This is a genomic window from Streptomyces sp. NPDC043878, from assembly GCF_056435735.1.
On the sequence record NZ_JBWKDW010000001.1, the window covers coordinates 75551 to 99636 of the forward strand.

Annotated in this window: 16 protein-coding genes, 1 tRNA gene and 3 pseudogenes; 8 read left to right on the forward strand and 12 right to left on the reverse strand. The window is 73.0% G+C overall.

Translation table 11 applies throughout. The features are described from left to right. Positions 1–13: 13 nt before the first annotated feature. The 5 genes from AC07AZ_RS00335 to AC07AZ_RS00355 form a co-directional block, all read right to left on the reverse strand. Positions 14–1018 (reverse strand): carbohydrate ABC transporter permease, encoded by a 1005-nt coding sequence (locus tag AC07AZ_RS00335; protein ID WP_478842168.1) that lies wholly within the window; start codon positions 1016–1018, stop codon positions 14–16. A gap of 8 nt (positions 1019–1026) precedes the next feature. Beyond that, complete coding sequence (locus AC07AZ_RS00340; RefSeq protein WP_478842170.1) at positions 1027–2340, reverse strand: ABC transporter substrate-binding protein; 1314 nt, start codon at positions 2338–2340, stop codon at positions 1027–1029. A 494-nt stretch (positions 2341–2834) separates the two neighbouring features. Beyond that, positions 2835–4883: an elongation factor G gene (fusA, locus tag AC07AZ_RS00345; RefSeq protein WP_478842172.1), complete on the reverse strand. Its 2049-nt coding sequence runs from the start codon at positions 4881–4883 to the stop codon at positions 2835–2837. 715 nt (positions 4884–5598) lie between these two features. After that, positions 5599–7107 (reverse strand): hypothetical protein, encoded by a 1509-nt coding sequence (locus AC07AZ_RS00350; RefSeq protein WP_478842174.1) that lies wholly within the window; start codon positions 7105–7107, stop codon positions 5599–5601. A gap of 138 nt (positions 7108–7245) precedes the next feature. Further along, positions 7246–7333 (reverse strand) — tRNA-Leu (locus AC07AZ_RS00355). Between the two features lie 141 nt (positions 7334–7474). Here AC07AZ_RS00355 and AC07AZ_RS00360 point away from each other — a divergent pair. After that, positions 7475–8812, forward strand: coding sequence for a DUF2254 domain-containing protein (locus AC07AZ_RS00360; RefSeq protein ID WP_478842176.1), 1338 nt, complete (start codon positions 7475–7477; stop codon positions 8810–8812). A 197-nt stretch (positions 8813–9009) separates the two neighbouring features. Here the strand turns inward: AC07AZ_RS00360 and AC07AZ_RS00365 are convergent, their stop codons facing one another. After that, a complete protein-coding gene (locus tag AC07AZ_RS00365) occupies positions 9010–9996 on the reverse strand; it encodes an NAD-dependent epimerase/dehydratase family protein (RefSeq protein WP_478842178.1) in 987 nt (328 codons plus the stop codon). A gap of 149 nt (positions 9997–10145) precedes the next feature. Between AC07AZ_RS00365 and AC07AZ_RS00370 the strand changes: the two are divergent. Continuing rightward, positions 10146–10567 (forward strand): annotated as a pseudogene (locus AC07AZ_RS00370) (MFS transporter); the annotation flags it as partial. A gap of 23 nt (positions 10568–10590) precedes the next feature. On the opposite strand, the gene AC07AZ_RS00375 reads toward AC07AZ_RS00370, so the two are convergent. Together AC07AZ_RS00375 and AC07AZ_RS00380 are read right to left on the reverse strand one after the other, a co-directional pair. Continuing rightward, positions 10591–11268, reverse strand: a complete 678-nt coding sequence (locus AC07AZ_RS00375; protein ID WP_478842180.1) for a GntR family transcriptional regulator — start codon at positions 11266–11268, stop codon at positions 10591–10593. Between the two features lie 206 nt (positions 11269–11474). Further along, a complete protein-coding gene (locus AC07AZ_RS00380) occupies positions 11475–12422 on the reverse strand; it encodes a beta-ketoacyl-ACP synthase III (protein ID WP_478842182.1) in 948 nt (315 codons plus the stop codon). A gap of 325 nt (positions 12423–12747) precedes the next feature. On the opposite strand from AC07AZ_RS00380, the pseudogene AC07AZ_RS00385 reads away from it, so the two are divergent. Further along, positions 12748–12993: pseudogene (locus tag AC07AZ_RS00385) on the forward strand (2Fe-2S iron-sulfur cluster-binding protein); the annotation flags it as partial. Between the two features lie 7 nt (positions 12994–13000). Further along, the gene (fdhD, locus tag AC07AZ_RS00390) at positions 13001–13849 is read left to right on the forward strand and encodes a formate dehydrogenase accessory sulfurtransferase FdhD (RefSeq protein ID WP_478842184.1); all 849 of its coding nucleotides are present in this window, start codon (positions 13001–13003) and stop codon (positions 13847–13849) included. 71 nt (positions 13850–13920) lie between these two features. Here the strand turns inward: fdhD and AC07AZ_RS00395 are convergent, their stop codons facing one another. Continuing rightward, entirely contained in the window at positions 13921–14481 is a 561-nt protein-coding gene (locus AC07AZ_RS00395; RefSeq protein WP_478842186.1) for an isochorismatase family protein, read from the reverse strand. A 110-nt stretch (positions 14482–14591) separates the two neighbouring features. Between AC07AZ_RS00395 and AC07AZ_RS00400 the strand changes: the two are divergent. Beyond that, positions 14592–15147 (forward strand): annotated as a pseudogene (locus tag AC07AZ_RS00400) (DUF4185 domain-containing protein); the annotation flags it as partial. Here the strand turns inward: AC07AZ_RS00400 and AC07AZ_RS00405 are convergent. Next, a complete protein-coding gene (locus AC07AZ_RS00405; protein WP_478843395.1) occupies positions 15083–16186 on the reverse strand; it encodes a bile acid:sodium symporter family protein in 1104 nt (367 codons plus the stop codon). The pseudogene AC07AZ_RS00400 and the gene AC07AZ_RS00405 overlap by 65 nt on opposite strands. A 216-nt stretch (positions 16187–16402) precedes the next feature. On the opposite strand from AC07AZ_RS00405, the gene AC07AZ_RS00410 reads away from it, so the two are divergent. Further along, positions 16403–17281 (forward strand): LysR substrate-binding domain-containing protein, encoded by an 879-nt coding sequence (locus AC07AZ_RS00410; protein ID WP_478842188.1) that lies wholly within the window; start codon positions 16403–16405, stop codon positions 17279–17281. Here the strand turns inward: AC07AZ_RS00410 and AC07AZ_RS00415 are convergent. Continuing rightward, positions 17263–18243 carry an Lrp/AsnC family transcriptional regulator gene (locus tag AC07AZ_RS00415; protein ID WP_478842190.1) on the reverse strand — a complete coding sequence of 327 codons (981 nt, stop codon included), beginning with the start codon at positions 18241–18243 and terminating at the stop codon, positions 17263–17265. The genes AC07AZ_RS00410 and AC07AZ_RS00415 overlap by 19 nt on opposite strands. A gap of 121 nt (positions 18244–18364) precedes the next feature. Here AC07AZ_RS00415 and AC07AZ_RS00420 point away from each other — a divergent pair, with 121 nt between their 5' ends. Further along, entirely contained in the window at positions 18365–19864 is a 1500-nt protein-coding gene (locus AC07AZ_RS00420) for an MFS transporter (RefSeq protein ID WP_478842192.1), read from the forward strand. A 304-nt stretch (positions 19865–20168) separates the two neighbouring features. Beyond that, positions 20169–21995, forward strand: coding sequence for an AMP-dependent synthetase/ligase (locus AC07AZ_RS00425; RefSeq protein ID WP_478842194.1), 1827 nt, complete (start codon positions 20169–20171; stop codon positions 21993–21995). Positions 21996–22045: 50 nt separating this feature from the next. On the opposite strand, the gene AC07AZ_RS00430 is transcribed toward AC07AZ_RS00425, so the two are convergent. Continuing rightward, entirely contained in the window at positions 22046–24076 is a 2031-nt protein-coding gene (locus AC07AZ_RS00430; RefSeq protein WP_478842196.1) for a PQQ-dependent sugar dehydrogenase, read from the reverse strand. Positions 24077–24086 lie beyond the last annotated feature (10 nt).

Below are 24086 nucleotides of genomic sequence, written 5' to 3' on the forward strand. Positions count from 1 at the left end.
GGAGGCCGGGGAGCTAGGCATCGGTGGTGGCCCTCCGTCCGCGTGAGGTGAGCACGAGGTAGCCGCCCGTCACGACGAGCAGGAACAGCAGGAGCAGGACGGACATGGCGGAGCCGGTGCCGAAGTTCCAGGTGACGAAGGAGGCTTGGTAGATGTGGACCGAGATGAGGTCCGCCGCCTCCGGTGCCGTCCGGCCGAACAGGACGAACGGCGTGTTGAAGTCGTTGAACGTCCACAGGAACAGCACGAGGACCAGCACCTGGTTGACCGGGCGCAGCGACGGCAGGGTGATGCGGCGGAGCTGCTGCCACATCCCGGCGCCGTCGAGGGCGGCCGCCTCGTACAGCTCCCGGGGGATGTTCTGCAGGCCGGCCATGACGATGAGGAACGCGAACGGCCAGCCCTTCCACACCGACACGGTGAGCAGGGCGTAGAAGGCGTTGTCGCCGATGAGCCAGAAGGACGGCTTGCCGGTGAGGTGCAGCTGGTCGTGCAGGACGTGGTTCACCAGGCCGTTGTCGTGCTGGAACATGAACACCCAGGTGATGACGGCCGTGTAGACCGGCAGGGCGTACGGCACGAGGAACAGGGCGCGCAGCAGGCCGCGGCCGCGGAAGGTGTCCTGCATGTAGATCGCGGCGGCGGTGCCGATCAGCCAGCACAGGGCGACCGACAGCAGGGTGAAGGCGACGGTCACGAGGAAGGAGTGCAGCAGCGCCTTGCCGACGGGGGCGTCGAAGTCCACCGACACCGTGTAGTTGTCGAGGCCGGACCAGGGCGCGGTGCCCCAGTCGCGGATGTAGAACTGCGTGAGCTCCTTGAAGCTCATGACGATGCCGATCACCATCGGCACCAGGTGGACCAGGAGTTCGAGGACCAGGGCGGGCAGGAGCAGCAGGTAGGGCAGTCCGGCGCGGCGGACCCGGCCGCGGCGGCGGCGCGGTCCTGGCGCCGCCGCCGCGGTGGAACCGGCGGGGTCGTCCGCCACGGCGGCCTCCGCGGTGGCAGTGGTCGTCACGGCGTCGCTCACCTCGCCGGCATCTGCTGCTGCGCCTTGGCGAGCTTCGCCTTCACGGACTCCTCGGTGACCGCGCGTCCGGCGGCCGCGTCGGCGAACAGGTCCTTGACGGCGGTGCCCACGGCGGTCTCGAACTGTGACTCGTCGGCGACCTGGGGCAGGGCCGCGGCGCTGCCGGCGAGGGTGTTCTTGAGGACGGCGTTGGCCGGGGTGTTGAAGGCGGAGCCGGACTGGGCGGTCTTCACCGGCGGGATGGAGCTGTACGCGGTGTTGAGGATCTTCTGCTCCGCGTCGCCGGTCATGAACTTCACGAACTTCCGCGCCCCGTCGAGGTTGTGGGTGTTCTTGAAGACGGCCAGGTTGATGCCGGCGACCATGGAGTTGACGTTTGCGCCGGTGCCGGGGGTGCCGGACTGGACGGGGACGGGCGCGATGCCGTAGTCGGCCTCGCTCATGCCCTGGGACTTGAGGTTGGCGGACGCGGACTGCCACAGCAGCATCGCGTTCTTGCCCTTGGCGAAGTCGCTCACGGACTGGTTCTGGGCGTACTCGGCGTTGCCCGGCGCGATGATCTTGTTCTTGGCCATCAGGTCGACGTACTGCTTGACCGCGGTGACGACACCGTCGTTGGTGAAGTCGGCCTTCCCGTCGGCGGTGAAGAAGTCGGCGCCGTGCTGCTTGGCGAACACGAAGGTGTGGTGGATGTTCTCCGAGACGTTCGAACCCTCCGCGCCGAGGCCCCACTTGCCGTTCTTCGACAGCTTCCTGCCGTCGGCGATCAGTTCGTCCCAGGTGGCCGGCGGCCCCGCGATCCCTGCCTCGGAGAACGCCTTCTTGTTGTAGTAGAGCGCGTAGGCCATCGAGTACAGCGGCACGGCGGCGGGGTCCTTGCCCTCGGCCCCGGTGGAGCCGAGCGCCGATTCGACGAAGCGGTCCCGGCCGCCGATCGCGGCGAAGTTCTTCGCGTCCCACGGCAGCAGCGCCCCCGTGGCCTGGAGCGAGGCGCTCCAGGTGTTGCCGATGTTGAGGACGTCGGGGCCCTGTCCGGAGGTGGTCGCGGTGAGGATCCGGTTCAGCAGGTCCGACCAGGGGACGACCTCCAGTTTGACCTTGATGCCCGTCTGCTTCTCGAACTTGTCGAGCTCGGGCCGGAGGACCTTCTTGTCGACCTCGATGCTGGCGCCCTGGTTGGAGGCCCAGTAGGTGAGCGTCTTGGGCGAGTCGTCGGACCCGCCCGTCGACGAACCGCCGCCGCAGGCCGAGGCGGCGAGCGCGAGAGAGAGGGTGACGGCGCCTACGGCCGCGGTTCGGATGCTGCGCATGGCTCCCGGGTGTCCCTTCCGGAGTTCTTCATGGCTTAATTTAGGACGTGAGTTAAACCTCGGAAGCCGGTCCCGTCAAGGGGTGCGGCACACCTTGCACGACTCCGGTCGCGCCTCTTCACGCATCTCTTCGACCAGTTGAAGCATCTCCCGGCGAGAGAGCGCCCCCAGCGCATCCCGGGGTCACTTCCCGAACCGGCGAGCCGCCCCACACCCCACACCCCCGAACCGCCCGCCGTGCGCCGCCGATCCGAGCTCGCCGCGGCCGCCGCTGCCGCCCCCGCCCTCGCCGCACTCCCGGCCGTGCCGGCACCGGCGGCCCCGAGGTCCGGGCGCGTCCGCGCCCTGCCCCGCGGCGGCCACCCCGACCCGGGCGCGCGCCGGCAAGGCCACCACCAGCAGGGTCGACCCCGGGGTCGTACCCCTGACCCGCCCCCCACGACGGCTCCCGCCCGCGCCCAGGGTTCGGGACACGGACAGGAGCCGCCCGGCACCTACCGCGCCGGTGTCACGGCCGGCGCCGGCGCGTGACCGGCGGGCCGGGCCGTGAAGGTGCCGCGGCCCTGGGTGCGGCTGCGCAACCGGGTCGCGTAGCCGAACAGTTCGGCCAGCGGCACGGTGGCGGTGACGGTCGCCGTGCCGCCCCGGGCGAGTGAACCGGAGACCCGGCCACGCCGGGCCGCCAGGTCGCCGAGCACACCGCCGACCGCGTCCTCGGGCACGGTCACCGTCACCTCGGCGACCGGTTCGAGGAGCACCATCGCGCAGGCGCGCAGAGCCTCCCGCAGACCGAGGCGGCCCGCCGTACGGAACGCGGTCTCCGAGGAGTCCTTCACATGGGTCGCCCCGTCGGTCAGGGTGACGCGCAGCCCCATCACCGGATGACCGCCGAGCGGCCCGTCACCGAGCGCGTCCCGGCAGCCGGCCTCGACCGCGCGGACGTACTCCTGCGGCACCCGCCCGCCCACCACGGCGGACCGGAACTCGAACCCGGTGCCCTGCTCCAGCGGCTCGACGTCGAGGACGATCCGGGCGAACTGCCCTGCCCCGCCGTCCTGTTTGACGTGCCGGAAGACCAGACCGGACACCCCCCGGCCGACCGTCTCGCGGTAGGACACCCGGGGCCGGCCGACGGTGACCTCCAGCCCGTGGGCGCGCCGGAGTTTCTCCACCGCCACCTCAAGGTGCAGTTCCCCCATGCCCGACACCAGCGTCTGGCCGCTCTCGGGGTCGGTCCCGACCACCAGGGACGGGTCCTCCTCCGCGAGCCGCGCCAGCGCAGTGGCCAGCCGGTCGCCGTCGCCGGCACCGCGCGCCTCGACGGCCACGGACACCACCGGCTCGGCGACACCGGGCGGTTCGAGCAGGAGCGGCGCCCCGGGCGCGCACAGCGTCGCGCCGGCCCGGACGGACTTCAGCCCGGCCACGGCCACGATGTCGCCCGCGACCGCCCGCTCCAGCCGTTCGTGCCGGTCGGCCTGCACCCGCAGGATCCGCCCGGCCCGCTCGGCGCGTCCCGCGCCCGCGTCCCACACCGTGTCCCCCCGTTCCAGCGTCCCCGAGTAGATCCGCACGTACGTCAGGCGTCCCGTCGCCGTCGCGTTCACCTTGAACGCGAGCGCCGCGAGCGGGGCCGCCGGGTCGGCGGCCCGCTCCTGCTCCGTCCCGTCGTGCGTACCGCGTACGGCGGGCACGTCGAGCGGGGACGGCAGGTACGCCACGACGGCGTCGAGCAGCGGCTCGATCCCGCGGTTGCGGTACGCGGAACCGCACAGCACCACCAGTCCGTCGCCGCTGCGGGTGAGGTCCCGCAGGGCCGCGGCGAGGGTCCGCGGGGTGAGGGCGGAGCGCTCGCAGAACTCGTCCAGCGCACCCGCGTGGAGTTCCGCCACCGTCTCCTCCAGCAGCCGTCGCCGCCGCCGCGCCTCCTCCAGCAGACCGTCCGGTACGGGGCCTTCCTCGACCCCGTCCTTCGTGTCCGCCCAGGTCAGCGCCCGGAGATGGAGCAGGTCGACGACGCCGGTGAAGCCGTGCTCCGCCCCGATCGGCAGCTGCACCACCAGCGGGGCCGGATGCAGCCGCTCCCGGATCGAGGAGACGGCCGTGTCCAGGTCGGCGCCCGCGCGGTCCAGCTTGTTGACGAACGCGATCCTCGGCACGCCGTGCCGGTCGGCCTGCCGCCACACCGACTCGCTCTGCGGCTCGACCCCGGCGACGGCGTCGAACACCGCGAGCGCGCCGTCGAGGACACGCAGCGAACGCTCCACCTCGTCGGCGAAGTCGACGTGTCCCGGCGTGTCGATCAGGTTGACGCGGTGACCGTCCCAGTCGCAGCTCGCCGCCGCGGCGAAGATGGTGATGCCCCGGTCGCGTTCCTGCGGGTCGAAGTCGGTGACGGTGGTGCCGTCGTGGACCTCGCCCCGCCGGTGCGTGGTTCCGGTGGCGTAGAGGATCCGCTCGGTGACGGTGGTCTTGCCCGCGTCGACGTGGGCGAGGATGCCCAGGTTACGGACGGAGGTGAGCGGGTTGGTGTGGGTACGCACGGCCCAGGGCCCTTCGGTCGTTCTGGAAAGGGGCAGCGCGATCGCCGGACTCTGACGGCACGTCGACAGACTTACGGACACCGGGGGTTCATGCGGCGGCGTACGAGGGCGACCGCGGGAACACCGGTTGCGGCAGGTGGGCGTCAGATCTTCGTCACGGCTTCCGGTGCCGGCCGCGCAGCGGGCACCGGGCGGACGAGGACACCAGGATCACCTCGTACCGGGATCGGGGAACGACGACGGCGGTGTGGTCACGCACGGCCGGGCTCCCCTCACTGGTCTGGCTGGACTGACGGTTCCGGCCGTGCACGCACCACGTGGAAGGGGTGGCGCGCGAAGGCCGCGTCGTGAGTGTAGGGAAGCCCGGGCGGACGGGGCACCGGGTTTTCCGAGCGTGGAGCGGCGGGAGCGGGGACGGGGCGCGGGGCGACGGGGGCGGCCGGGACGGTCCGGGTGGCCGAGGTGAGAGGCCCGGCAGGGCGGCCTGGGCCACCCGGGCGCGCAAGGCGGCCGAGGCGACCGGCAAGGCGGCCGAGGCGACCGGCAAGGCGGCCGAGGCGACCGGCAAGGCGGCCGAGGCGACCGGCAAGGCGGCCGAGGCGACCGGCCCCGCAGGGCGGCTGCGCCCCCGGTCGCCGCGTACGCGGCGACCGGAGCGACCATCCGCGTCAACCCCGGCCTGCCTGCGCGGCATCGAGGTCGGCCGCCGTGGCGCTCAGCGTCGCGGTTGCCGTCCCGTCCCCGGGGCGAGGTAGACGCGCAGGCCGGTGACCTTGTCGGGGGTCCAGGAGCGGGCGTAGTGGGGCCGGTGGCCGCCGGGCGGCACCAGGACGGCGACGGGCAGGTGCCGGGCCGCCCGCCGGATCTCCTTCGCCGTGGTGTTGGCGTTGTGGCCGCCGGTCGATCCGGACGAGCAGCCGGCGTAGAACCCGATGGGGATGTTCTCGTAACCGGTGATCAGACAGGGCGCGCTCACGCCCAGCCGGTTCAGTCCGGCGGCGGTGCGCGCCCAGTCCTCGTGCGCGGCGGTGGTGCGCCGGACCGTGCGTTCCAGCACCACGTACTGCACGGCCAGATGTCCGGCCACGGCGACCGCCAGCAGTGCCACGACGACCGGCCGCCGCACCCGCCCCGTCACGCCGGCCAGGTGCACGAGCGCGTCGGCGACGGGGAGGGAGAGCAGCGCGTAGGCGGGCAGCAGGAAGCGCGGAGCGGCGTACCCGATCATGAACAGGTAGGGGACGGCCAGCGTGAGAGCGCAGGCCAGCGGCACGAGCGTCGCCTCGGCGCGGCGGGCCCGGACGGCGATCACGAGCCCGAGGGCGGCGAACAGTGGCAGCGCGAACCACCACAGGGTGACGGCGGGATGGGGTATGGGCCCCTCGCAGGGGCGGCACAGCGCCCGCCCGCCCAGACTGCGCACCTGGTCCACGACGGCGACGTGCCAGCCGAGGCCGCCCTGGATCCGGGAGGCGTCGGACAGCCGCTGTCCGAGGCCGCCGTAGGAGACGTACGCCTCGATCACCCACTCGGCCGCGCCCGCGACCAGTCCCGTGAGCAGGGCGGCCGCCGGCGCGGGACGCCGCATCCGTCGTACACCCACCAGCAGGACGAGCAGGGGCAGCACCGCCCAGACGGCGTCCGTGGGACGCATCCAGCCCATCAGGGCGGCGCTCAGGCCGAGACCCCAGAGCGCCCCGCGGTCGTGGGGGTCGGCCTGAGCGCGCAGGAAGCAGCCGGCGCCGGCCAGGGCGCCGACGGCCACCCAGTAGTTCGGCATGGCCTGCGGCCCGTAGAACGTCGTCACCCACAGGGAGGCGAACAGGCCGCCCGCGACGGCGCGTACCCGCACCGGGAAGAGGCCCCGCCAGGCGCGCAGCGCGAGGAAGAGGCCGAGGCCGGCCAGCACCGCGAGGTAGACCCGCAGCAGGGTGACGGATGTCGACCAGGCCGCGACCGGCGCGACCAGCAGCGGGACCCCGCGGGCGCGCGGCGCGCTGAAGAACGCGGTCGGTACGTGCGGGCTGACCTGGCTGACGTACACCGCCTCGTCCCAGCCGAGGCCCATGGCCGGTGACACGAGCGCGAGTTGGACGACGACGAAGACGGCCGCCACGACCGCGAGCCACCCCTCGCCCCGCACCCGCCACCACGGGCCGGCGGCCGCCTGCGCCCGGGGCGGCCTGCGGGTGCGGGACATCATGGCGTTACGGCCGTCGGGCATGGCCCACCTTCCCCCTGCGGTCTGTTGTGCCTGGATTCACCCTACATTCGCCCCCGTGACACCGGACTTGGGACTGGGGCGTGAAAAGCGAAATGCGGACCGGGATTGCTCCCGACCCGCATCGCATAGGTCAACTGCTGGTGTCCGAGGGGGGACTTGAACCCCCACGCCCGATAAAGGGCACTAGCACCTCAAGCTAGCGCGTCTGCCATTCCGCCACCCGGACCAGGTGTCCGCCGCCTGGACGGAGGTGTTCCGCGCGGCGACGTGGACAACAATACCAAGCTTTCGGAGTGGCTTTCACCTGCGTATCCGCGCCCCGGCGGGGGTCCCCGGACGGAGCCGAAGGTACCTCTACAGTCTCACCATGGGTGACTGGAACACTACGGCAGGCCCGCCTCCCGGGCGACGGCGGCCCCGGACGTGGTCGCCGCTGCGGGAGCATCTGCGGGACACGTTCTGGTTCGCTCCGACCGTCGCCCTGGTCCTGGTGTGCGTCGTGTGGGCGGCCGGGTCGACGGCGGACGACGCGATCCTGAACGCGCTGCGCGACTCGGGTGACGAGGCCGCCGTACGCGCTCTGCACGGGATCGCCGACGACGCGAAGACCGTGGTCACCACGATCAGCGCGGCGATGATGACCTTCATCGGTGTCGTCTTCAGCATCTCGCTGGTCGCCGTGCAGATGGCCGCCGGCCAGCTCAGCCCGCGTGTGGTGTCGGTGTTCGTGCGGAGCCGGATCACCAAGGCCACCTTCGCGGTGTTCCTGGCCACCTTCGTCCTGTCGCTGCTCGTCCTCACCTCCTACGACAGTCAGCCCGATCCCGCGCTGGTGTCCTCCACGCCGGTCGTGCAGTCCGTCCTCACGCTGCTGATGGTGGCGCTGAGCGTGGTCCTGTTCGTGATGTACGTGAACGCGATGCTGCGGCTGATGCGGGTGGGGCACGTCGTCGACCTGATCACCGCGGAGTCGCTGCGGGTCGTCGCGGACCTGCCGCCGCCCGGCCCCGCCGGTGAGGCGGCCGGACTCGGTCCCGAGACCGGCCGCCTCACCCATCGCGGCGGCCCGGGGGTGCTGCGGGACGTGAACATCGCCCGGCTGGTCCGTACGGCCCGACGGCACGGGATCGTGCTGCGGCTCATCCCCGGGATCGGGGACTTCGTCGTGCCGGGGACGCCGGTGTTCGCGGTGCACGGCGGCGTCCCGGGCGAGGGACCGGCGGCACCGCACTCCCTCGTGTCGGTGAGCGCCGAGCGCACCTTCCACCAGGATCTCGGCTTCGGGCTGCGCCAGTTGACGGACATCGCGCTGCGCGCCCTGTCGCCCTCCGTGAACGACCCGACGACGGCGGTGCAGGCCGTGGACCGCATCCTGCTGTTCCTGGCCGCGGTGGCGCCGCGTCCGCTCGGCGCCGTGGTGCACCGGGACCGTACGGGCGCCGTACGGCTGGTACGGCCCGTGCCGGACTGGACGCGGCTCGTGGACCTCGCTCTCACCGAGATCCGGGGATGCGCGGTCTCCAGTCCGCAGGTCACCCGCCGGCTGCTGGCCGGGATGGACGATCTCCTCTGGGTCGTGCCGGCGGACCGCCGGGAGCCGCTGGTACGGCAGCGCGCGCTGCTGGTCCAGGCGGTGGAGCGGGCCGTGCCGGAGACCGCGGACCGCGCCTTCGCCCTCCACCCGGACCGGCAGGGCATCGGGTGACCACGGCCGACACCGGCGGGCCGGTCCGGACCACGGTTCCCATCCGCCTGCCGCCCGCCGGGCCGGGCCCGCCGGCGGTGACCGAGCGCTTCATTCGGCCAGTGAGCGTTCGAGCCGGGCAGTTGAGCATTGGTTTTCCCCTGGCCAGAGGGGCGCGTCGCTTTTTGGCTCCCGCGCGGACCCCGCGGCGCCTCGCCTCACCCCAGTGCTTCCAGGAGTCGGCGTTCGCGTTCGGCACTCAGGCCGGCCCTGCGGGGCCGGTCCAGACCCGCTTCCCGCTCCCAGCGCAGGGTCTGCTCCAGCATCTCTGTCAGGGGACGGTGCCGAAGGCCGGCCGCGGTCGCCGCAGCGCCGTTGCGGGCGCTGAAGCCGGCCCAGTCCGGGTCGGCCACCCACAGCGCGAGCGACTCCGGGCCCATGGCCTGCACCACCTTCTGCCCGAGCAGCCAGTCGTCGTCCGCCTCCACCACCGGTCCGGTGTGCCCGCCGATCTCCCGCGACCGGGCGACCCACTCCCCGAAGGGCACGATCGGGCCGACCGCGTTGTACGTTCCGGTCGTCCCGTTCTCCGCACAGTGGAGCAGCCAGGCCGCGAGGTCTCGCGCGTCGATCACCTGCGTCGGCCTGTCCGGGGAGGCCGGCACCAGCAGCGGGGCCAGCGGCTCGCGGGCCGCGCGGGCGACCCAGTACCCGGATCGGCCGCTGTGGTCGCCGGGGCCGCCGATCAGTCCCGCCCGCGCGATGAGGAGCCGGTCTCCCACCGCGGCTGCCGCAGCTTCCTCACAGGCCACCTTGGCCTGCCCGAACTCGTCGTGGCCGGCTGTGTCCCGCTCGGTCGCCGGGAGCAGTCGCGCCGACTCGTCCGCGTTCGGCTGGGCATGCGAGGCATATGCGCTGACCGACGACACATACGACCAGTGGCCCGCCCGCTCGCCGACCGCCGCCAGCGCCGCGCGGACGAATCCCGGTTGCCAGGACACCTCGACCACGGCGTCCCAGTCATGACCCGCCAGGCTTTCGTACGCCGACGGCTCGTTCCTGTCGGCGACGACCAACACCGCCCCCTCGGCTGTCTCGCCGCTCTCCCCGCGGGCCAGACAGGTCACCTGATGCCCATGTTCCAGTGCCTGCCGCGAGAACTCGCGACCCACCCACGCCGTTCCACCCAGTACCAAGATCTTCATCCGCTCACTCCACATGAACTGTGAGCCTGCGCGTCCCTGCTTCGCCGAGGGCGTAGCGGTCCTCGACGGGCGCCATACCGCCGTTCACACAGGTCGGACACGGTGGCCGACCGTGCTGCTCAACTGGCCCCCTGAAGCGCTCAGTCACACCGGCGCCCAAGCAGTACACCCCCGGAGAGGAGGCCCCCTCCCCCCTGTGGAGATGTGGTTCTGTCTGCCGTGCACGGCAGACCGAATTGTCTTCGGTATCGCCTTCCAGGTGCCCTCCGGCAAGGGCAAGGGCACGGGCTTCGCGGGCGGGATCGTCGCCACGGCGATGTCGCCGAGCGCGATCGTCAACGGCACCGGACGCGGGTGATCGGCTGGATCTCCGACCGGCGCGGCCGGCGCGACACCCTGGTCATCGTCTGTCTGGTGCGCGGCAGCGCGCGGTTCGGCGTGCCGGTCTCCGGCCGGACGGGCAGCATGCCGTCCTTCCTGTTCCGCTCCATGGTCTCCGGCTTCGGCGGCGGGGCGATCTTCCCGCTCTTCGCGGCCAGGACGGCGGACTACTTCGGGGAGAACAACGTCACGCCCGGGAACCCTGACGTCCCGTCAGGAATCGTCGCGGGCGTGGTACGCACGCCGGGTGTGTTCGGTGTGCTCGCGCATCAGCTGCGTGGCGCGCTGCTCGTCGCGCTGCGCGATCGCGCCGATCAGCTCGCGGTGCTCGATCCAGGACTGGTGTCCGCGCTGCCGGGCGACCGGCGTGTAGTACCAGCGGACCCGGCGGTCGACCTGTGCGGCGAGCTCGGCGAGCACCGCGTTGCCGGCGAGTTCCATGACCTTGGCGTGGAAGCGGGCGTTGAGGGTGACGGCGGTGTCCACGTCGGCGGAGGCGACGGCCTTCAGGCCCCGCGCGAGCAGGTCGTCCAGGGCGTCGATGCCGGCGCTGTCGGCGTTCACCGCGGCGAGCCGGGCGGCCTCGGCCTCCAGCAGCGTACGGACGGTGAGGAGCTGGTCCGCCTCGGCCTCCGTCGGCGCGTGCACGAACGCGCCCTGGGCCGGCCGCAGATCGACCCAGCCCTCGGTGTTCAGCCGCTGGAGCGCCTCCCGCACCGGCTGGCGGGAGACACCGAGGTGACCGGCGAGCTCGCTCTCGACGAGATGCTGGCCGGGCTGCAGGGCCCGGGTGGTGATGAGTTCGAGCAGGGCCTCGTAGACGCGGTCGCGCAGCGGACCGGGCCGTTCGAGCTTGGGCACCGCTCCCTGCGGCAGTCCTGGCGACAACATCGCGGTCCCCCTCCTGGGCGACGCCGGGCGACCGCGGCCCGGAGAGCACGCGCCCGCCGCGTCGCGGTCACTGGACAACCAGTGTCGATTGTCTTTCGTCTACAGTCTACGGCGCGCAATGGCCACTGAGACGATGCGAGGGCCTGATCACACCACCGCCGGGCGGCAGCGGAACACCACTCTCCGGTTCCCTGTGGCAGGGGCGACTAGGGGCAGCGGACGACCTGACCGGCGTACGACAGGTTCCCGCCGAAGCCGAAGAGCAGGACCGGGTCCCCGGCCGAGATCTCGCCCTGCTCCACCAGCTTGGAGAAGGCGAGCGGGATGCTGGCGGCCGACGTGTTGCCCGATCGGGTGACATCGCGGGCGACCACCGCGTTGACCGCGCCGATCTTCTGGGCCAGCGGCTCGATGATGCGCAGGTTCGCCTGGTGCAGGACGACCGCGGCGAGGTCCTCGGGTGCGAGCCCGGCCCGCGCGCAGGCCTGGCGGGCGAGGGGCGGCAGCTGCGTGGTGGCCCAGCGGTAGACGCTCTGCCCCTCCTGCGCGAACCGCGCGGGCTGCCCCTCGATACGCACCGCGTTCCCCATCTCGGGCACCGATCCCCACAGCACGGGCCCGATCCCGGGCTCCTCGCCGCTCGCGCAGGCCTCCACTACGGCGGCCCCCGCCCCGTCGCCGACGAGCACGCAGGTCGTGCGGTCGGTCCAGTCCGTCACCTCGGACATCTTGTCGGCGCCGATCACCAGGGCCCGGGTCGCGGCGCCGGCCCGCACGGTGTGGTCGGCGGTGGCGAGCGCGTGGGTGAATCCGGCGCACACCACGTTGACGTCCATCGCGGCGGGCGAGGGGATGCCGAGCCGGGCCGCGACCCGGGCGGCCATGTTCGGGGAGCGGTCCACGGCCGTCGACGTGGCGACCAGGACGAGGTCGATGTCGGCGGGGGTCAGGCCGGCCGCCGCGAGCGCCTTCGCGGCGGCGTGGCCGGCCAGCTCGTCGACCGGCTCGTCGGGGCCGGCGATGTGGCGCGTCCGGATGCCCACCCGGCTCAGGATCCACTCGTCGCTGGTGTCGACCAGACGCGCCAGGTCCTCGTTGGTGAGTACCTTCGCGGGCTGGTAGTGGCCGACGGCGGCGATGCGCGAGCCGTTCATGGGGGGTCCCCCTCGTTGCCTTGGGTAGCGGGATCCACCAGTCTGATCAGTGACTCGCGGGTACGACGGCAGGTGAAGTCACAGGATTCGGGCGCCGGGGTTGTCGGCTTCCGTCACAGCCCCGGGCGCCCGGGCCCTCCCCGGACCTCACCCGGTGCACAGCCGCGTCGCCTTCCGCGCGAACTCGTGGACCCCGTACGCGAGCGGCAGTCCCGCTCACAGCCGGGCGAGGGCGATCAGGCCCCGCCGGTCAGGCGGACTCTGACCGCTGTCGTTCGGCATCGGCGGCCTCCCTGGGAGCGGGGATGGGGTGGCGGGCGTGCAGTGCCCGCCGGGGGCCCTGTCCCTCGAGTCGGAGTTCGACATGCGCGCGGCGGGTACCGGGGACGAGTCGGCGCAGACCCCGGCGACCACGGTGTGCGCGTATTGCGGAGGGGGCGGCAGCCTCACTCTGCACGTGCAGGACAATGAGGTCGTCAAGGGCACCTCGCCGCACGACGACCCGGTGACCCACGGCAACCTCCGCATCAAGGGCCGTTTCGGCTGCCAGCACGTACAGAACCGGGGCTGATCGGGACATGGGACGAGTCACGGAACGACGCAAGGTGATCCGGATACGGGACGGGGTGGTCTCCAGCCGCCCGGACACGCTCGTCGCCGAGGAGCCGCTGGAGATCCGGCTGAACGGCAAGCCGCTGGCGATCACGATGCGCACACCGGGCGACGACTTCGCGCTGGCCGCCGGGTTCCTGGTCAGCGAGGGGGTCCTGAGCGCCGCCTCCGACCTGCAGAACATCGTCTACTGCGCGGGGGCGACCGCGGACGGGGTGAACACCTTCAACGTGGTGGACGTACGGACGGCCCCCGGCGTGCGGATGCCGGACATCACGCTGGAGCGGAACGTCTACACGACCTCGTCGTGCGGCCTGTGCGGCAAGGCGAGCCTCGACGCGGTCCGTACGACGGCCCGCTGGCCGATCGCCGACACTCCCCCGGTCAGGGTGGACCCCGAGCTGCTCGCGAGCCTCCCCGACCGGCTGCGTGCGGCCCAGCGGGTCTTCGACCGGACCGGGGGGCTGCACGCGGCGGCCCTGTTCGACGAGGACGGCGAACTGCTCGACGTGCGGGAGGACGTGGGCCGGCACAACGCGGTCGACAAGCTGGTGGGGCGTGCCCTGCAGAACGACGGGCTGCCGCTGTCGCGGGTGATCCTGCTGGTGTCGGGGCGGGCCTCGTTCGAACTGGCGCAGAAGGCCGTGATGGCGGGCATTCCCGTGCTGGCGGCCGTGTCGGCGCCCTCGTCCCTGGCCGTGGACCTCGCCACGGAGACCGGTCTGACCCTGGTGGGCTTCCTGCGCGGCACCTCCATGAACGTGTACGCGGGCGAGGACCGCCTCGCCCTGCGGACCGCGGACGCCCAGGGCTGAAACGATTCCCCGCGGCACGGCGGCGGGGCCCCGGCCTGCGGGGAGCGCCCCCTGCGCCGCGGTGCCCCGCCTCAGTCCGCGGCCCGGGCGCCCGGTGTGAAGCGCAGGTCCGCGGCCCTGGCCACCGAGCCGAGGCGCGGGAAGTCCAGCCGCACCGACGCCTCGTGCTCGGGTGCGGTGAGCGCGGTCATGGCGTCCTCGACGAAGACGAGGTCGTAGCCGAGGTCGCCGGCGGCGCGGGCGGTGGACTCCACACCGAGATTGGTGGCGATGCCTCCGAACACGAGGGTGGTGACGCCGTGCGCGCGGAGCCGGTCGTCCAGGCCCGTGCCCTGGAACCCGCCGATCGTCCGCTTCACGATCTCCAGGTCGCCCTCCCGGGCCAGACCGGCCGCCAGCCCGCTGCCCGACGGCTGTTCGGCGACCCCGGGCCGTTCGACGCGGACGAGCACGACGAGCGCGCCGGCCGCGCGGAAGGCCGCGGCGAGTTCCCCGGCGGTGGCGAGGACCTCGGCACCCTTGCGGGGCTCGAGGGGCAGGGCGAGGATGCGGTCCATCAGGTCCACGAGCACGAGGGCGCTGCGCGCGGGATCGAGGGCGAGTCGGGGCTCGGAGTTGCCTGCTGCGGTCATGACGGAACGTTATCCGCCGTCAGCCGTCCGTGCCGGAGAGACGGATCGACAGGACGGTGAACGGCGCCCGTTCGGCGCGCGCACACGGCGGGCGGCACGGGACGCCCCGTGGACCCACGCTGGTCGCGGAGGACGGCTGGACGTACGTCTTCGGCGGCGACGACGGGCGGGCCGCGTCCCGGCCCACCTCGTCGGCGTACGTGACGCGGGTGCCCGAGGGCAGGATCGGCGAGCCGTCGGCCTGGCGGTACTGGAACGGCTGCGATGGGTGGCCGGCGCGCGTCCGCGCCCGGTGATGGGGGACGGCCGGCGCACCGGCGTGGGCAGCGCGTTCTCGGTGGTGCGGTCGGCGGGGACGTACGTCCTGTTCACCAGGGCGGCGGGGACCGCGGGCCTGCGGACCGTCACCTCGTACTGGGCCTGCTCCCCGACCGGGCCGTGGCACGGGCCGGGGCGAGGCGTCACCGCGTCCTTGCCGCCGGGCGAGGTCACCGCGTACAACCCACAGGTCCATCCCCACCTCGGCGGCGGCGGACGGCTGGTGCTGAGCTACGACGTCAACGGCTGGAGGCGGGCCCGGCGGGCGGAGCCGCGGCGCAGCTCAGCCGGAACGTCTCCCTGTACCGACCGCGTTTCGTGACCCTGCGGCTGACCCCGGAGCGGTGATCCCCGCGCCCGACCCCTCGGTCCCACCGGAGCCACCGGGCCCATCGGTCCCACCGGAGCCACCGGCCCGACGCGCATCACCGTCACCGGCCGGGTCGACCGGATCGCGGGCCCGGCGCTTGGCGATCACCGCGCACACCATGAGCTGCGTCTGGTGGAAGAGCATCAGCGGCAGCACCGCCAGCGAGGCGTGTGCCCCGAACAGCACGCTCGCCATGGGCAGTCCGGAGGCGAGGGACTTCTTGGAGCCGGCGAACTGGAGGGCGATCCGGTCCTCCCGGCCGAAGCGCAGGGCCCGGCCGCCGTACCAGGTCAGCGCCAGCATCACGGCGAGCAGCAAGGCCTCGACGAGCAGCAGGCCGGCCAGGCGGGACGGGCTGACCTGGTGCCAGACGCCCTGCACCATGCCCTCGCTGAAGGCGGTGTAGACGACGAGGAGGATCGAGCCTCGGTCGACGAGACCGAGGCCCTTCTTGTGGTGGGTGACGAAGCCCCCGATCCAGCGCCGCAGCAGCTGCCCGGCGAGGAACGGCACGAGCAGCTGGAGCACGATCTTGACGAGCGAGTCGGCGGAGAAGCCGCCGCCGCTGTTGCCGAGCAGCGCGGCGGCGAGCAGCGGGGTGAGGACGATGCCGGCCAGGGAGGAGAAGGAGCCCGCGCAGATCGCGGCGGGCACGTTGCCGCGGGCCATCGAGGTGAAGGCGATGGACGACTGGATGGTGGAGGGGACGAGGGTGAGGAACAGCAGCCCCTGGTAGAGCGGCTGGGTGAGGAGCACCGGGACGAATCCCCGGGCGGCCAGGCCCAGCAGCGGGAAGACGAGGAACGTGCAGGCCAGGACGGTGGTGTGGAGCCGCCAGTGCCGGAGCCCGTCGAGCGCCTCACGGGTGGACAGGCGGGCGCCGTAGAGGAAGAAGAGGAAGGCGATGGCGGCGGTGGAGGCGCCGGAGGCGATGTCGGCGCCCGTCCCGCGCGCCGGCAGCAGGGCCGCGAGGCCCACCGTGCCCAGCAGCAGCAGGACGTAGGGGTCGATCGGCAGCCGGCTCGGCCGTCGCGGGCGTTTCACGGTGCTCCACTGCTCCACTTGCTCGTGCTCGCGGCGGTACGGCGGGCGGCTCTCGCCCGGCCGGGCCGGTGCCGGTTCGTCGGCCGGCGCGGGGCCGGACGGCCCCTCCCCATCGTGCTCCCTCCGCCCGCGATCGGGAATCCGGCACACCACTCTGACTGTCATCACGTTGCGCGATAACCTGCCGGGGTGTACGACCCGTCCCAGTTGCGTACGTTCCTGGCAGTGGCGCAGACGCTGAGCTTCACGCGGGCCGCCAGGCGGCTCGGGCTGCGCCAGTCGACCGTCAGCCAGCACGTACGGCGCCTGGAGGACGCCACCGGGCGGCAGTTGTTCGCGCGGGACACGCACTCGGTGGAGCTGACGGAGGACGGGGAGGCGATGCTCGGCTTCGCGCGCCGGATCCTGGAGGTGCACGAGCAGGCGTCGGCGTTCTTCACCGGGGCGCGGGTGCGGGGGCGGCTGCGGTTCGGGGCGTCGGAGGACTTCGTGCTGACCCGGCTGCCGGAGATCCTGGAGGGCTTCCGCCTGGACCATCCGGAGGTCGACCTGGAGCTGACGGTGGAACTGTCGGGCACGCTGTACGAGCGGCTGGCCGCCGGGAAACTGGACCTGGTGCTGGCGAAGCGGCGGCCCGGGGACGCGCGCGGCGAGCTGGTGTGGCACGACGGTCTGGTGTGGATCGGCGCGGAGCGCCTGCGGCTGGACGCGGACCGGCCGGTGCCGCTGATCGTCTATCCGCCGCCGGGCATCACCCGGGCGCTCGCCCTGGAGGCACTGGAGCGGCAGGGACGTGAGTGGCGGGTCGTGTGCACCAGCGGCAGCCTCAACGGCCTGATCGCGGCGGCCCGCGCGGGGCTGGGCGTGATGGCCCACTCGCGGGGTCTGATCCCGCCGGGTCTGGTGCGCGTGCCGGAGCGGTCCGGGCTGCCGGAGCTGGGCCGGGTCGACTTCGTGCTCGTCCACGGTTCCCGCACCACCTCGGCCCAGGGCGCGGCGGACGCCCTGGCGGCGGCGATCCTGGCCGGCGGGCACCGGCTCCAGCGGCGTCAGCGTGACGGCGGCTGATACGTCAGCTGCTTGACCCGCCGCAGCAGCAGCGACACCTCGACGTGCTGCACCCCCTCCAGCCGGCCGAGGGGGCCGCTCAGGTAGGCGTACAGGTCGGCCGTGCTCCGGGTGACCGAGGTGGCGACGATGCTGCACGGGCCGGCCGTCGCGGCGGCGTGGGCGATCTCGGTGTGGGCCGCCAGGGCCTCGCCCACGGACCGGAGGGCGGCCGGAGCGGTGGTGATCCACAGGAAGGCGAAGGCCGGGTAGCCGATGGCCTCGGCGTGGTACTCCACGTCGATGTAGACGGCCCCCGAGCCGAGCAGCGCGGCGAGCCGGCGCTTGACCGCGGACTCGGAGCGGCCGGTGGCGCGCTGGAGTTCCGGGTGGGTGGCGCGGCCGTCGCGTTCCAGCACGGCCAGCAGCGGTTCGTCCTCCGGGTCGATCCGGGCGGCCGGCCGCCCGGTGACGGGGGCGGGCCGCAGCGCCGCCACCTGGCCGGGGGTGAGCGCCCCCGACTTGCCGAGCCAGCCGGTGGGGCCGCCGTAGAAGCGGTGCAGGGTCTGGTGGGCGCGGATCTCCATCACGCGCGGGGTGCGCGGGAGTTTGCCGAGGAGCAGGTCGTCGCGGTCGTCGGCGCTGCGCGGGCGGGTGCCGAAGATGACCTCGGTGCCGCCGGAGGCGATGCCGATCCAGCTGGTGTCGGGGCGTTTGGCGAGCGCCTGCGCGATGGCCAGGGCGCTGTCGGGGACGCAGCGCAGGCGCAGGGTCCACTGGTCGTGGCCGAGGCGGGCGGCGTCCCGGACGGCGACGATCCGCAGCCCGCCCTCGGCGCGCAGGGCGCGGTAGCGGCGGGCGACGGTCTGGTCGGAGACGCCGAGCACCTCGCCCAGCCGGCTGAAGGAGGCCCGTCCGTCGGCCTCCAGCGCGCTCAGCAGACGCACGTCCAGCCCGTCGAATGTGGGGGATTTTCGCCGCATGCCGTCCCCAGGTGTCGAATTCCGTCGGCCGGAGGTCCTTCGCCGCCACGATCGTCCGGTCGGCGTCCATCGTACGGGGCACGCCCGTTCATCGGGCGCGACCTGTGAGGGAGTTGGGGACATGCGTACATGGGGGCCGCTGACGGCGGTGTGCCTGGGCACGTTCATGTTGTTGCTGGACGTGACGATCGTCGTGGTGGCGCTGCCGGACATGGCGGCGGGGCTGCACGCGTCACTGAGCGATCTGCAGTGGGTGATGGACGGGTACGCGCTGGCGCTGGCCGCGCTGCTGCTCGGCGTGGGGGCCGCGGCCGACGTGCTGGGGCGGCGGCGGGTGCACGTGGTGGGCGTCGTGCTGTTCGCGGCGGCGTCACTGTGGTGCGGGCTGGCGACCGGGCCGGCGACGCTGGTCGCCGCGCGGGTGGTGCAGGGCGTGGGCGCGGCGGCGATGTTCGCGACCACCCTGCCGCTGCTGGGCTCGGTGTACCAGGGCCGGCAGCGGTCGGTGGCGCTCGGGGTGTGGGGCGCGGTCAGCGGCGCCGCGGCCGCGGTGGGGCCGGTGCTGGGCGGGCTGCTCAGCGACGGGCCGGGCTGGCGCTGGATCTTCTACGTGAACCTGCCGGTGAGTGTGGCCGCCGTCTGGCTGACGCTGCGGGCGGTGCCGGAGTCACGGGGTCCCGCCGGGCGCCGCGTCGACTGGGCGGGGACGGCCACCTTCGCGACGCTGGCCGGCGCGGTGACCTACGGCGCGGTGCGGGCGGGGTCGCACGGCTGGGGCGAGGCCGGGACGCTCGGCTCGTTCGCGGTGGCGGTGGTGGCGCTGGCCGCGTTCGTCGTGGTGGAGCGGCGGGGCGGCGATCCGCTGCTGGATCTGCGGCTCTTCCGCAAGCCCGGGTTCGTCGCGGTGATGGCCGGGGCGCTCGCCTTCAGCGCCGCCGCGTTCGGTGTCCTGCCGTACACGTCGCTCTGGCTGCAGACGCTGCTGGGGATGAGTCCGGTGCGCGGCGGGCTGGTCTTCCTGTGGCTGTCGGTCGCCTCGTTCGTGGTGGCCGCGGCCGGCGGGCGGCTGCTGCACGGGGTGCCGGCGCGGCTCACCATCGGGGGCGGTCTGCTGCTGATCGGCTCGGGCCAGTTCTGCATGGCGGTCCTGGACGCGGGGTCGGGCGCGAGCACGCTGATCCCCGGCCTGGTGCTGGTGGGTGTCGGTACGGGTCTGGTGTCGCCCGGCATCGCGGGCGCCGCGCTGGCCGCCGTACCGCCGGAGCGGGCGGGCATGGCGGGCGGCGCGGTGAACACCTTCCGGCAGCTCGGTTACGCGCTCGGCATCGCCGTGTTCGGCACCGTGCTGACCTCGCGGATGCAGCGGAGCCTCCCGCCCGGGACGGCGCACACCCTGGCGGGCGGTGGGGCGGGCGCGCTGCGCGGCGCGGTCTCCGAGCACGCCCTGCGTGCCGCGTTCGCGTCCGGCCTGAACACCGCGGCGGTGGCCGCGGGGCTGGTCGCGACGGTCGCGGGGGTGCTGGTCCTGGCCCTGGTAAAAACCCCCGCGGCGGACGGGGGCGAGCCGGCGCCGGCCGCTTCGGGGAAGCCGGCGCAGGAGCGGGCCGCGCGGCGCGGCTGACCGGCGCGGGACGGGGGCACCGCGAGGCGCGGCGGGGGTGGGGCCGGTGCACGTCGGCGGGGGCGGGGCGGGGCATGGTCGACGGGTCGTACAGATTCGGTGGAGATTACGGTGCCGAAACTTACTCAATCGTCAGGTTTGTGTCCGACCCTTCCCCATGTGCGCCCATTGTGCAGGGGTGACCAGCGAGTACGTGAACCCTGCTCCGCTTCGGCCCCCCTCCCGCCCCGTCCCCGGGTGGGGTAGCTTTCACGGCGCTGAGCGGAGTGTCACCCACAGGGCGCCGAGGAGCGGGGAGCGGGGTTTGCGCGAGTTCACCAACCCTCCGTCGGCGTTGCCACCGCCGGTGGGCGGACTGGCCGACGTCGTCTTCCAGTATGCCCAGGAGGACCCGCTGCACATCGCGCTCGGCCGCAAGGACGAGGCGGGGCGGTGGCGGGACGTGAGCGCCGCGGAGTTCCGCGACGAGGTCCTCGCCCTCGCCAAGGGCCTGCTCGCACGGGGCATCCGCTTCGGCGACCGGGTCGCGATCATGGCCCGTACCCGCTACGAGTGGACGCTCTTCGACTTCGCGCTGTGGACGATCGGCGCCCAGGTGGTGCCGGTCTATCCCACCTCCTCGGCCGAGCAGTGCTTCTGGATGCTCTACGACTCCGAGTGCACGGCCGCCGTCGTCGAGCACGAGGACCACGCGATGACGATCGCCACCGTCATCGACCGGCTGCCGCGGCTCGGGCAGCTGTGGCAGCTGGACTCGGGCGCCGTGCAGGAGCTGTACGACGCGGGCGCCCCGCTCGACGACGAGGTGGTGCACCGGCACCGGCAGGCCGTCACGCCCGACTCGACGGCGACGGTCATCTACACCTCCGGCACCACCGGCCGCCCCAAGGGCTGTGTCATCACCCACGGCAACCTGATGTTCGAGACGGACACCGTCATCGACCGCTGGGAGCCGGTGTTCCACTCCAAGCGGGGCGACGAGGCGGCGACGCTGCTGTTCCTGCCGCTCGCGCACGTCTTCGGGCGGATGGTGCAGGTCGCCGCGGTCCGCGGCCGGGTCCGCTTCGGCCACCAGCCGCAGCTGAACGCGGCCGCGTTGCTGCCCGACCTGGCGGCGTTCCGGCCGACCTTCTTCCTCGCGGTGCCGTACATCTTCGAGAAGGTGTTCAACGCGGCCCGCCGCAAGGCCGAGAAGGAGGGCCGGGCGCCCGCCTTCGAGAAGGCCGTCGAGGTGGCGGTGAAGTACGCGGACGCGATGGAGGCCAAGGCCTGGGGCAGCGGGCCCGGCCCCTCGGCCGCGTTGCGCATGCAGCACCAGGTCTTCGACAAGCTCGTCTACGCCAAGGTGCGGGCCGCGATGGGCGGCCGGGTGCGGCACGCGATGTCGGGCGGCTCCGCGATGGACCGCCGCCTGGGACTGTTCTTCGCCGGCGCGGGCGTGCACATCTACGAGGGGTACGGGCTCACCGAGACGACCGCGGCCGCGACCGCCAACCCGCCCGAGCGCACCCGCTACGGCACCGTCGGCCGGCCGATCCCCGGCATGACCGTGCACATCGCGGACGACGGTGAGATCTGGCTGCGCGGCGACAACGTCTTCCAGGGCTACCTCAACAACCAGAAGGCCACCGACGCCACCCTGCACGACGGCTGGCTGGCCACCGGCGACCTGGGCTCGCTGGACGAGGACGGCTTCCTGACCATCACCGGCCGCAAGAAGGAGATCCTGGTGACCTCCGGCGGCAAGAGCGTGTCGCCGGGCGTGCTGGAGGAGCGGGTCCGCGACCATCCGCTGGTCGCCCAGTGCATCGTCGTCGGCAACGACCGGCCCTACATCGCGGCCCTGGTCACCCTCGACCAGGAGGCCGTCGAGCACTGGCTGGCGATGCACGGGAAACCGGAGATGACCCCGTCGGAGCTGGTGCGCGACGCCGACCTGGAGACGGAGGTGAGGCGGTCGGTGGTCGCCGCCAACACCCTCGTCTCCCAGGCCGAGTCGATCCGCACCTTCCGTATCCTCGCGCAGCCGTTCACCGAGGAGCACGGTCTGCTGACGCCGTCGCTGAAGCTGAAGCGCAAGGCGATCGAGAGCGCGTACGCCGACGAGGTCGAGGCCCTGTACCGCGCTTAGGGCCTCTCGTCCGGCTCAGGCCGGACCCGCGGGGTCCGGCGCCCTGGCGGCTAGCCGATGGTGACGCGCAGGATCTTGTCCGAGCCGTCCGCCGCACCTCCGTTGTTGTCGCAGTTGGTGGTCGACACCCACAGCTGGTCGGCGCCGGGCACCTTGGTGACCGTGCGCAGCCGGCCGTAGGTGCCGACGTAGTACGCGGTCGGCGTGCCGACGCTCTCGTTGTCGCCGTTGATCGGGATCCGCCACAGCCGTTCGCCGCGCAGGGACGCCATGTAGACGACGTTGCGGACGATGGCGATGCCGCTGGGCGATGCCTCCTCGACGTTCCAGGTGGCCTTGGGGTTGGTCATCCCGGAGACGCTGCAGGAGCCCTCACAGGTGGGCCAGCCGTAGTTGGCGCCCGGCTTGATCAGGTTGAGTTCGTCCTTGGAGCTGTTGCCGAACTCCGCCTCCCACAGCCGGCCGGACCGGTCGAAGGCGAGGCCCTGCGGGTTGCGGTGGCCGAGGCTGTAGACGTAGGTGCCGAACGGGTTGCCGGGGGCCGGCTTGCCGTCGGTGGTCATCCGCAGGATCTTGCCGTTGAGGGAGGTCTTGTCCTGCGCGAGGGCGGGCGTCTGGGCCTCGCCGGTGGAGACGTACAGGTAGCCGTCGGGGCCGAAGGTGAGGCGGCCGCCGTTGTGGTAGCGGTTCTTCTTGATGCCCTGGAGCAGGATCCTGTAGTCGCTGAGCTTGGTCCCGTCGTACGTCATGCGCGCCACGCGGTTGCCCTCGGCCGCGGTGTGCATGAAGTAGACGTAGTGGTCGCTCGCCCAGTCCGGGTCGACGGCGACGCCGAGGAGGCCGCCCTCGCCGTTGGTCGTGACGGCCTCGGGGACGGTGCCGACCTGGGTGCGGGTGCCGTCCTTGGTGAGTTTCCAGACGCGGAAGTCGTCCCGCTCGGTGACCAGCGCGGACTTGCCGTCGGGCATCCAGTAGGTGCCCCAGGGGATGGTCCAGCCGGTGGAGAGCGTCGAGATCGAGGACGGCACCCCGCCGTCGGTCGCGCACGCCTTGGTGGTGAACGTGACGGTGTTGCTCGGCGGGGAGAGGTTGCCGGCCGCGTCCCGGGCGACGACGTTCAGGGTGTACGGGCTGTCGCAGGCGAGCCCGGTGAGGGTGGTCGACGTACCGCTCGTGACGGACGTGTAGACCGTGCTGTCGCTGCGCACGTCGTAGGCGACGACCGCCCGGTCGTCGGTGGAGGCCCCCCAGCTCAGATCGGCGCTGTTCGCGGTGACCCCGGAGGCGGACAGCGTTCCCGGCTTCGTCGGCGCGGTGGTGTCGGAGCTGGGTTTCGTCGTGCAGTCCACGACAGGGCTGGCGGCGGAGGTGTTGCCGGCCGCGTCGCGGGCGATGACGGTCAGGTTGTAGGTGGTGGCGGGGCTCAGACCCGTCAGCGCCTTGGAGGTCGAACCCCCGGGCGCCTCACCGATCTTGTTGCCGTGTTCGTAGAGGTCGTACGCCGTGACGCCCACGTCGTCGGTGGAGGCGCCCCAGGTCAGGGTGAGGGCGTTCTCGCCGATGTCCGAGCAGGCGGGCTGACCGGGGCGGGCCGGGGCCTGGGTGTCGGCCGCCGCCCCGACGTCGGCGCGGTCGAGGTTGGGGCCGCCGTTCGCGGTGGTGGCGGTGGCCCGGATCTTGTTGGTGCCCGCGGCGAGCGGGACGTTCACGGCCCTGGTGGCCCAGGTGTTCCAGTCGGCGGTGGCCGGGAAGGAGACGCCGGCGGCGACGACCGTGCCGCCCACGGAGATGTCCATGGGCCGGTCGACAGAGGTGCCGTTCGCGTACCGGAGGGCGACCGAGGAGGTTCCGGCGGAGGCGGCGCTCACCGTGAACTCCACGTACGAGCCCTTGACGTTGGTGTAGTCGACGAAGCCGGTACCCGTGTAGCCGGTGTGGTTGGTGGCCACCGCGCCCTGGGAGATGCCGGCGTCCTCGGCCTGGTAGCCGGTGGCGGCCCGCGCGGCGGAGCCGGCCAGGCCGGCCAGCGGGACGGCGAGGAGCAGGGACAGGCCCCACCGCAGTGTTCCGTTCGGTTTCATGTCTGTCCCC

What these genes read in the sequence shown, in the direction of transcription:
- AC07AZ_RS00340 (WP_478842170.1), bottom strand. Translation starts at nt 2,340, where the DNA reads ATGCGCAGCATCCGAACCGCGGCCGTAGGCGCCGTCACCCTCTCTCTC.
- AC07AZ_RS00350 (WP_478842174.1), bottom strand. Translation starts at nt 7,107, where the DNA reads ATGCCCGACGGCCGTAACGCCATGATGTCCCGCACCCGCAGGCCGCCC.
- AC07AZ_RS00360 (WP_478842176.1), top strand. Translation starts at nt 7,475, where the DNA reads ATGGGTGACTGGAACACTACGGCAGGCCCGCCTCCCGGGCGACGGCGG.
- AC07AZ_RS00365 (WP_478842178.1), bottom strand. Translation starts at nt 9,996, where the DNA reads ATGAAGATCTTGGTACTGGGTGGAACGGCGTGGGTGGGTCGCGAGTTC.
- AC07AZ_RS00375 (WP_478842180.1), bottom strand. Translation starts at nt 11,268, where the DNA reads ATGTTGTCGCCAGGACTGCCGCAGGGAGCGGTGCCCAAGCTCGAACGG.
- AC07AZ_RS00380 (WP_478842182.1), bottom strand. Translation starts at nt 12,422, where the DNA reads ATGAACGGCTCGCGCATCGCCGCCGTCGGCCACTACCAGCCCGCGAAG.
- fdhD (WP_478842184.1), top strand. Translation starts at nt 13,001, where the DNA reads ATGGGACGAGTCACGGAACGACGCAAGGTGATCCGGATACGGGACGGG.
- AC07AZ_RS00395 (WP_478842186.1), bottom strand. Translation starts at nt 14,481, where the DNA reads ATGACCGCAGCAGGCAACTCCGAGCCCCGACTCGCCCTCGATCCCGCG.
- AC07AZ_RS00415 (WP_478842190.1), bottom strand. Translation starts at nt 18,243, where the DNA reads ATGCGGCGAAAATCCCCCACATTCGACGGGCTGGACGTGCGTCTGCTG.
- AC07AZ_RS00420 (WP_478842192.1), top strand. Translation starts at nt 18,365, where the DNA reads ATGCGTACATGGGGGCCGCTGACGGCGGTGTGCCTGGGCACGTTCATG.
- AC07AZ_RS00430 (WP_478842196.1), bottom strand. Translation starts at nt 24,076, where the DNA reads ATGAAACCGAACGGAACACTGCGGTGGGGCCTGTCCCTGCTCCTCGCC.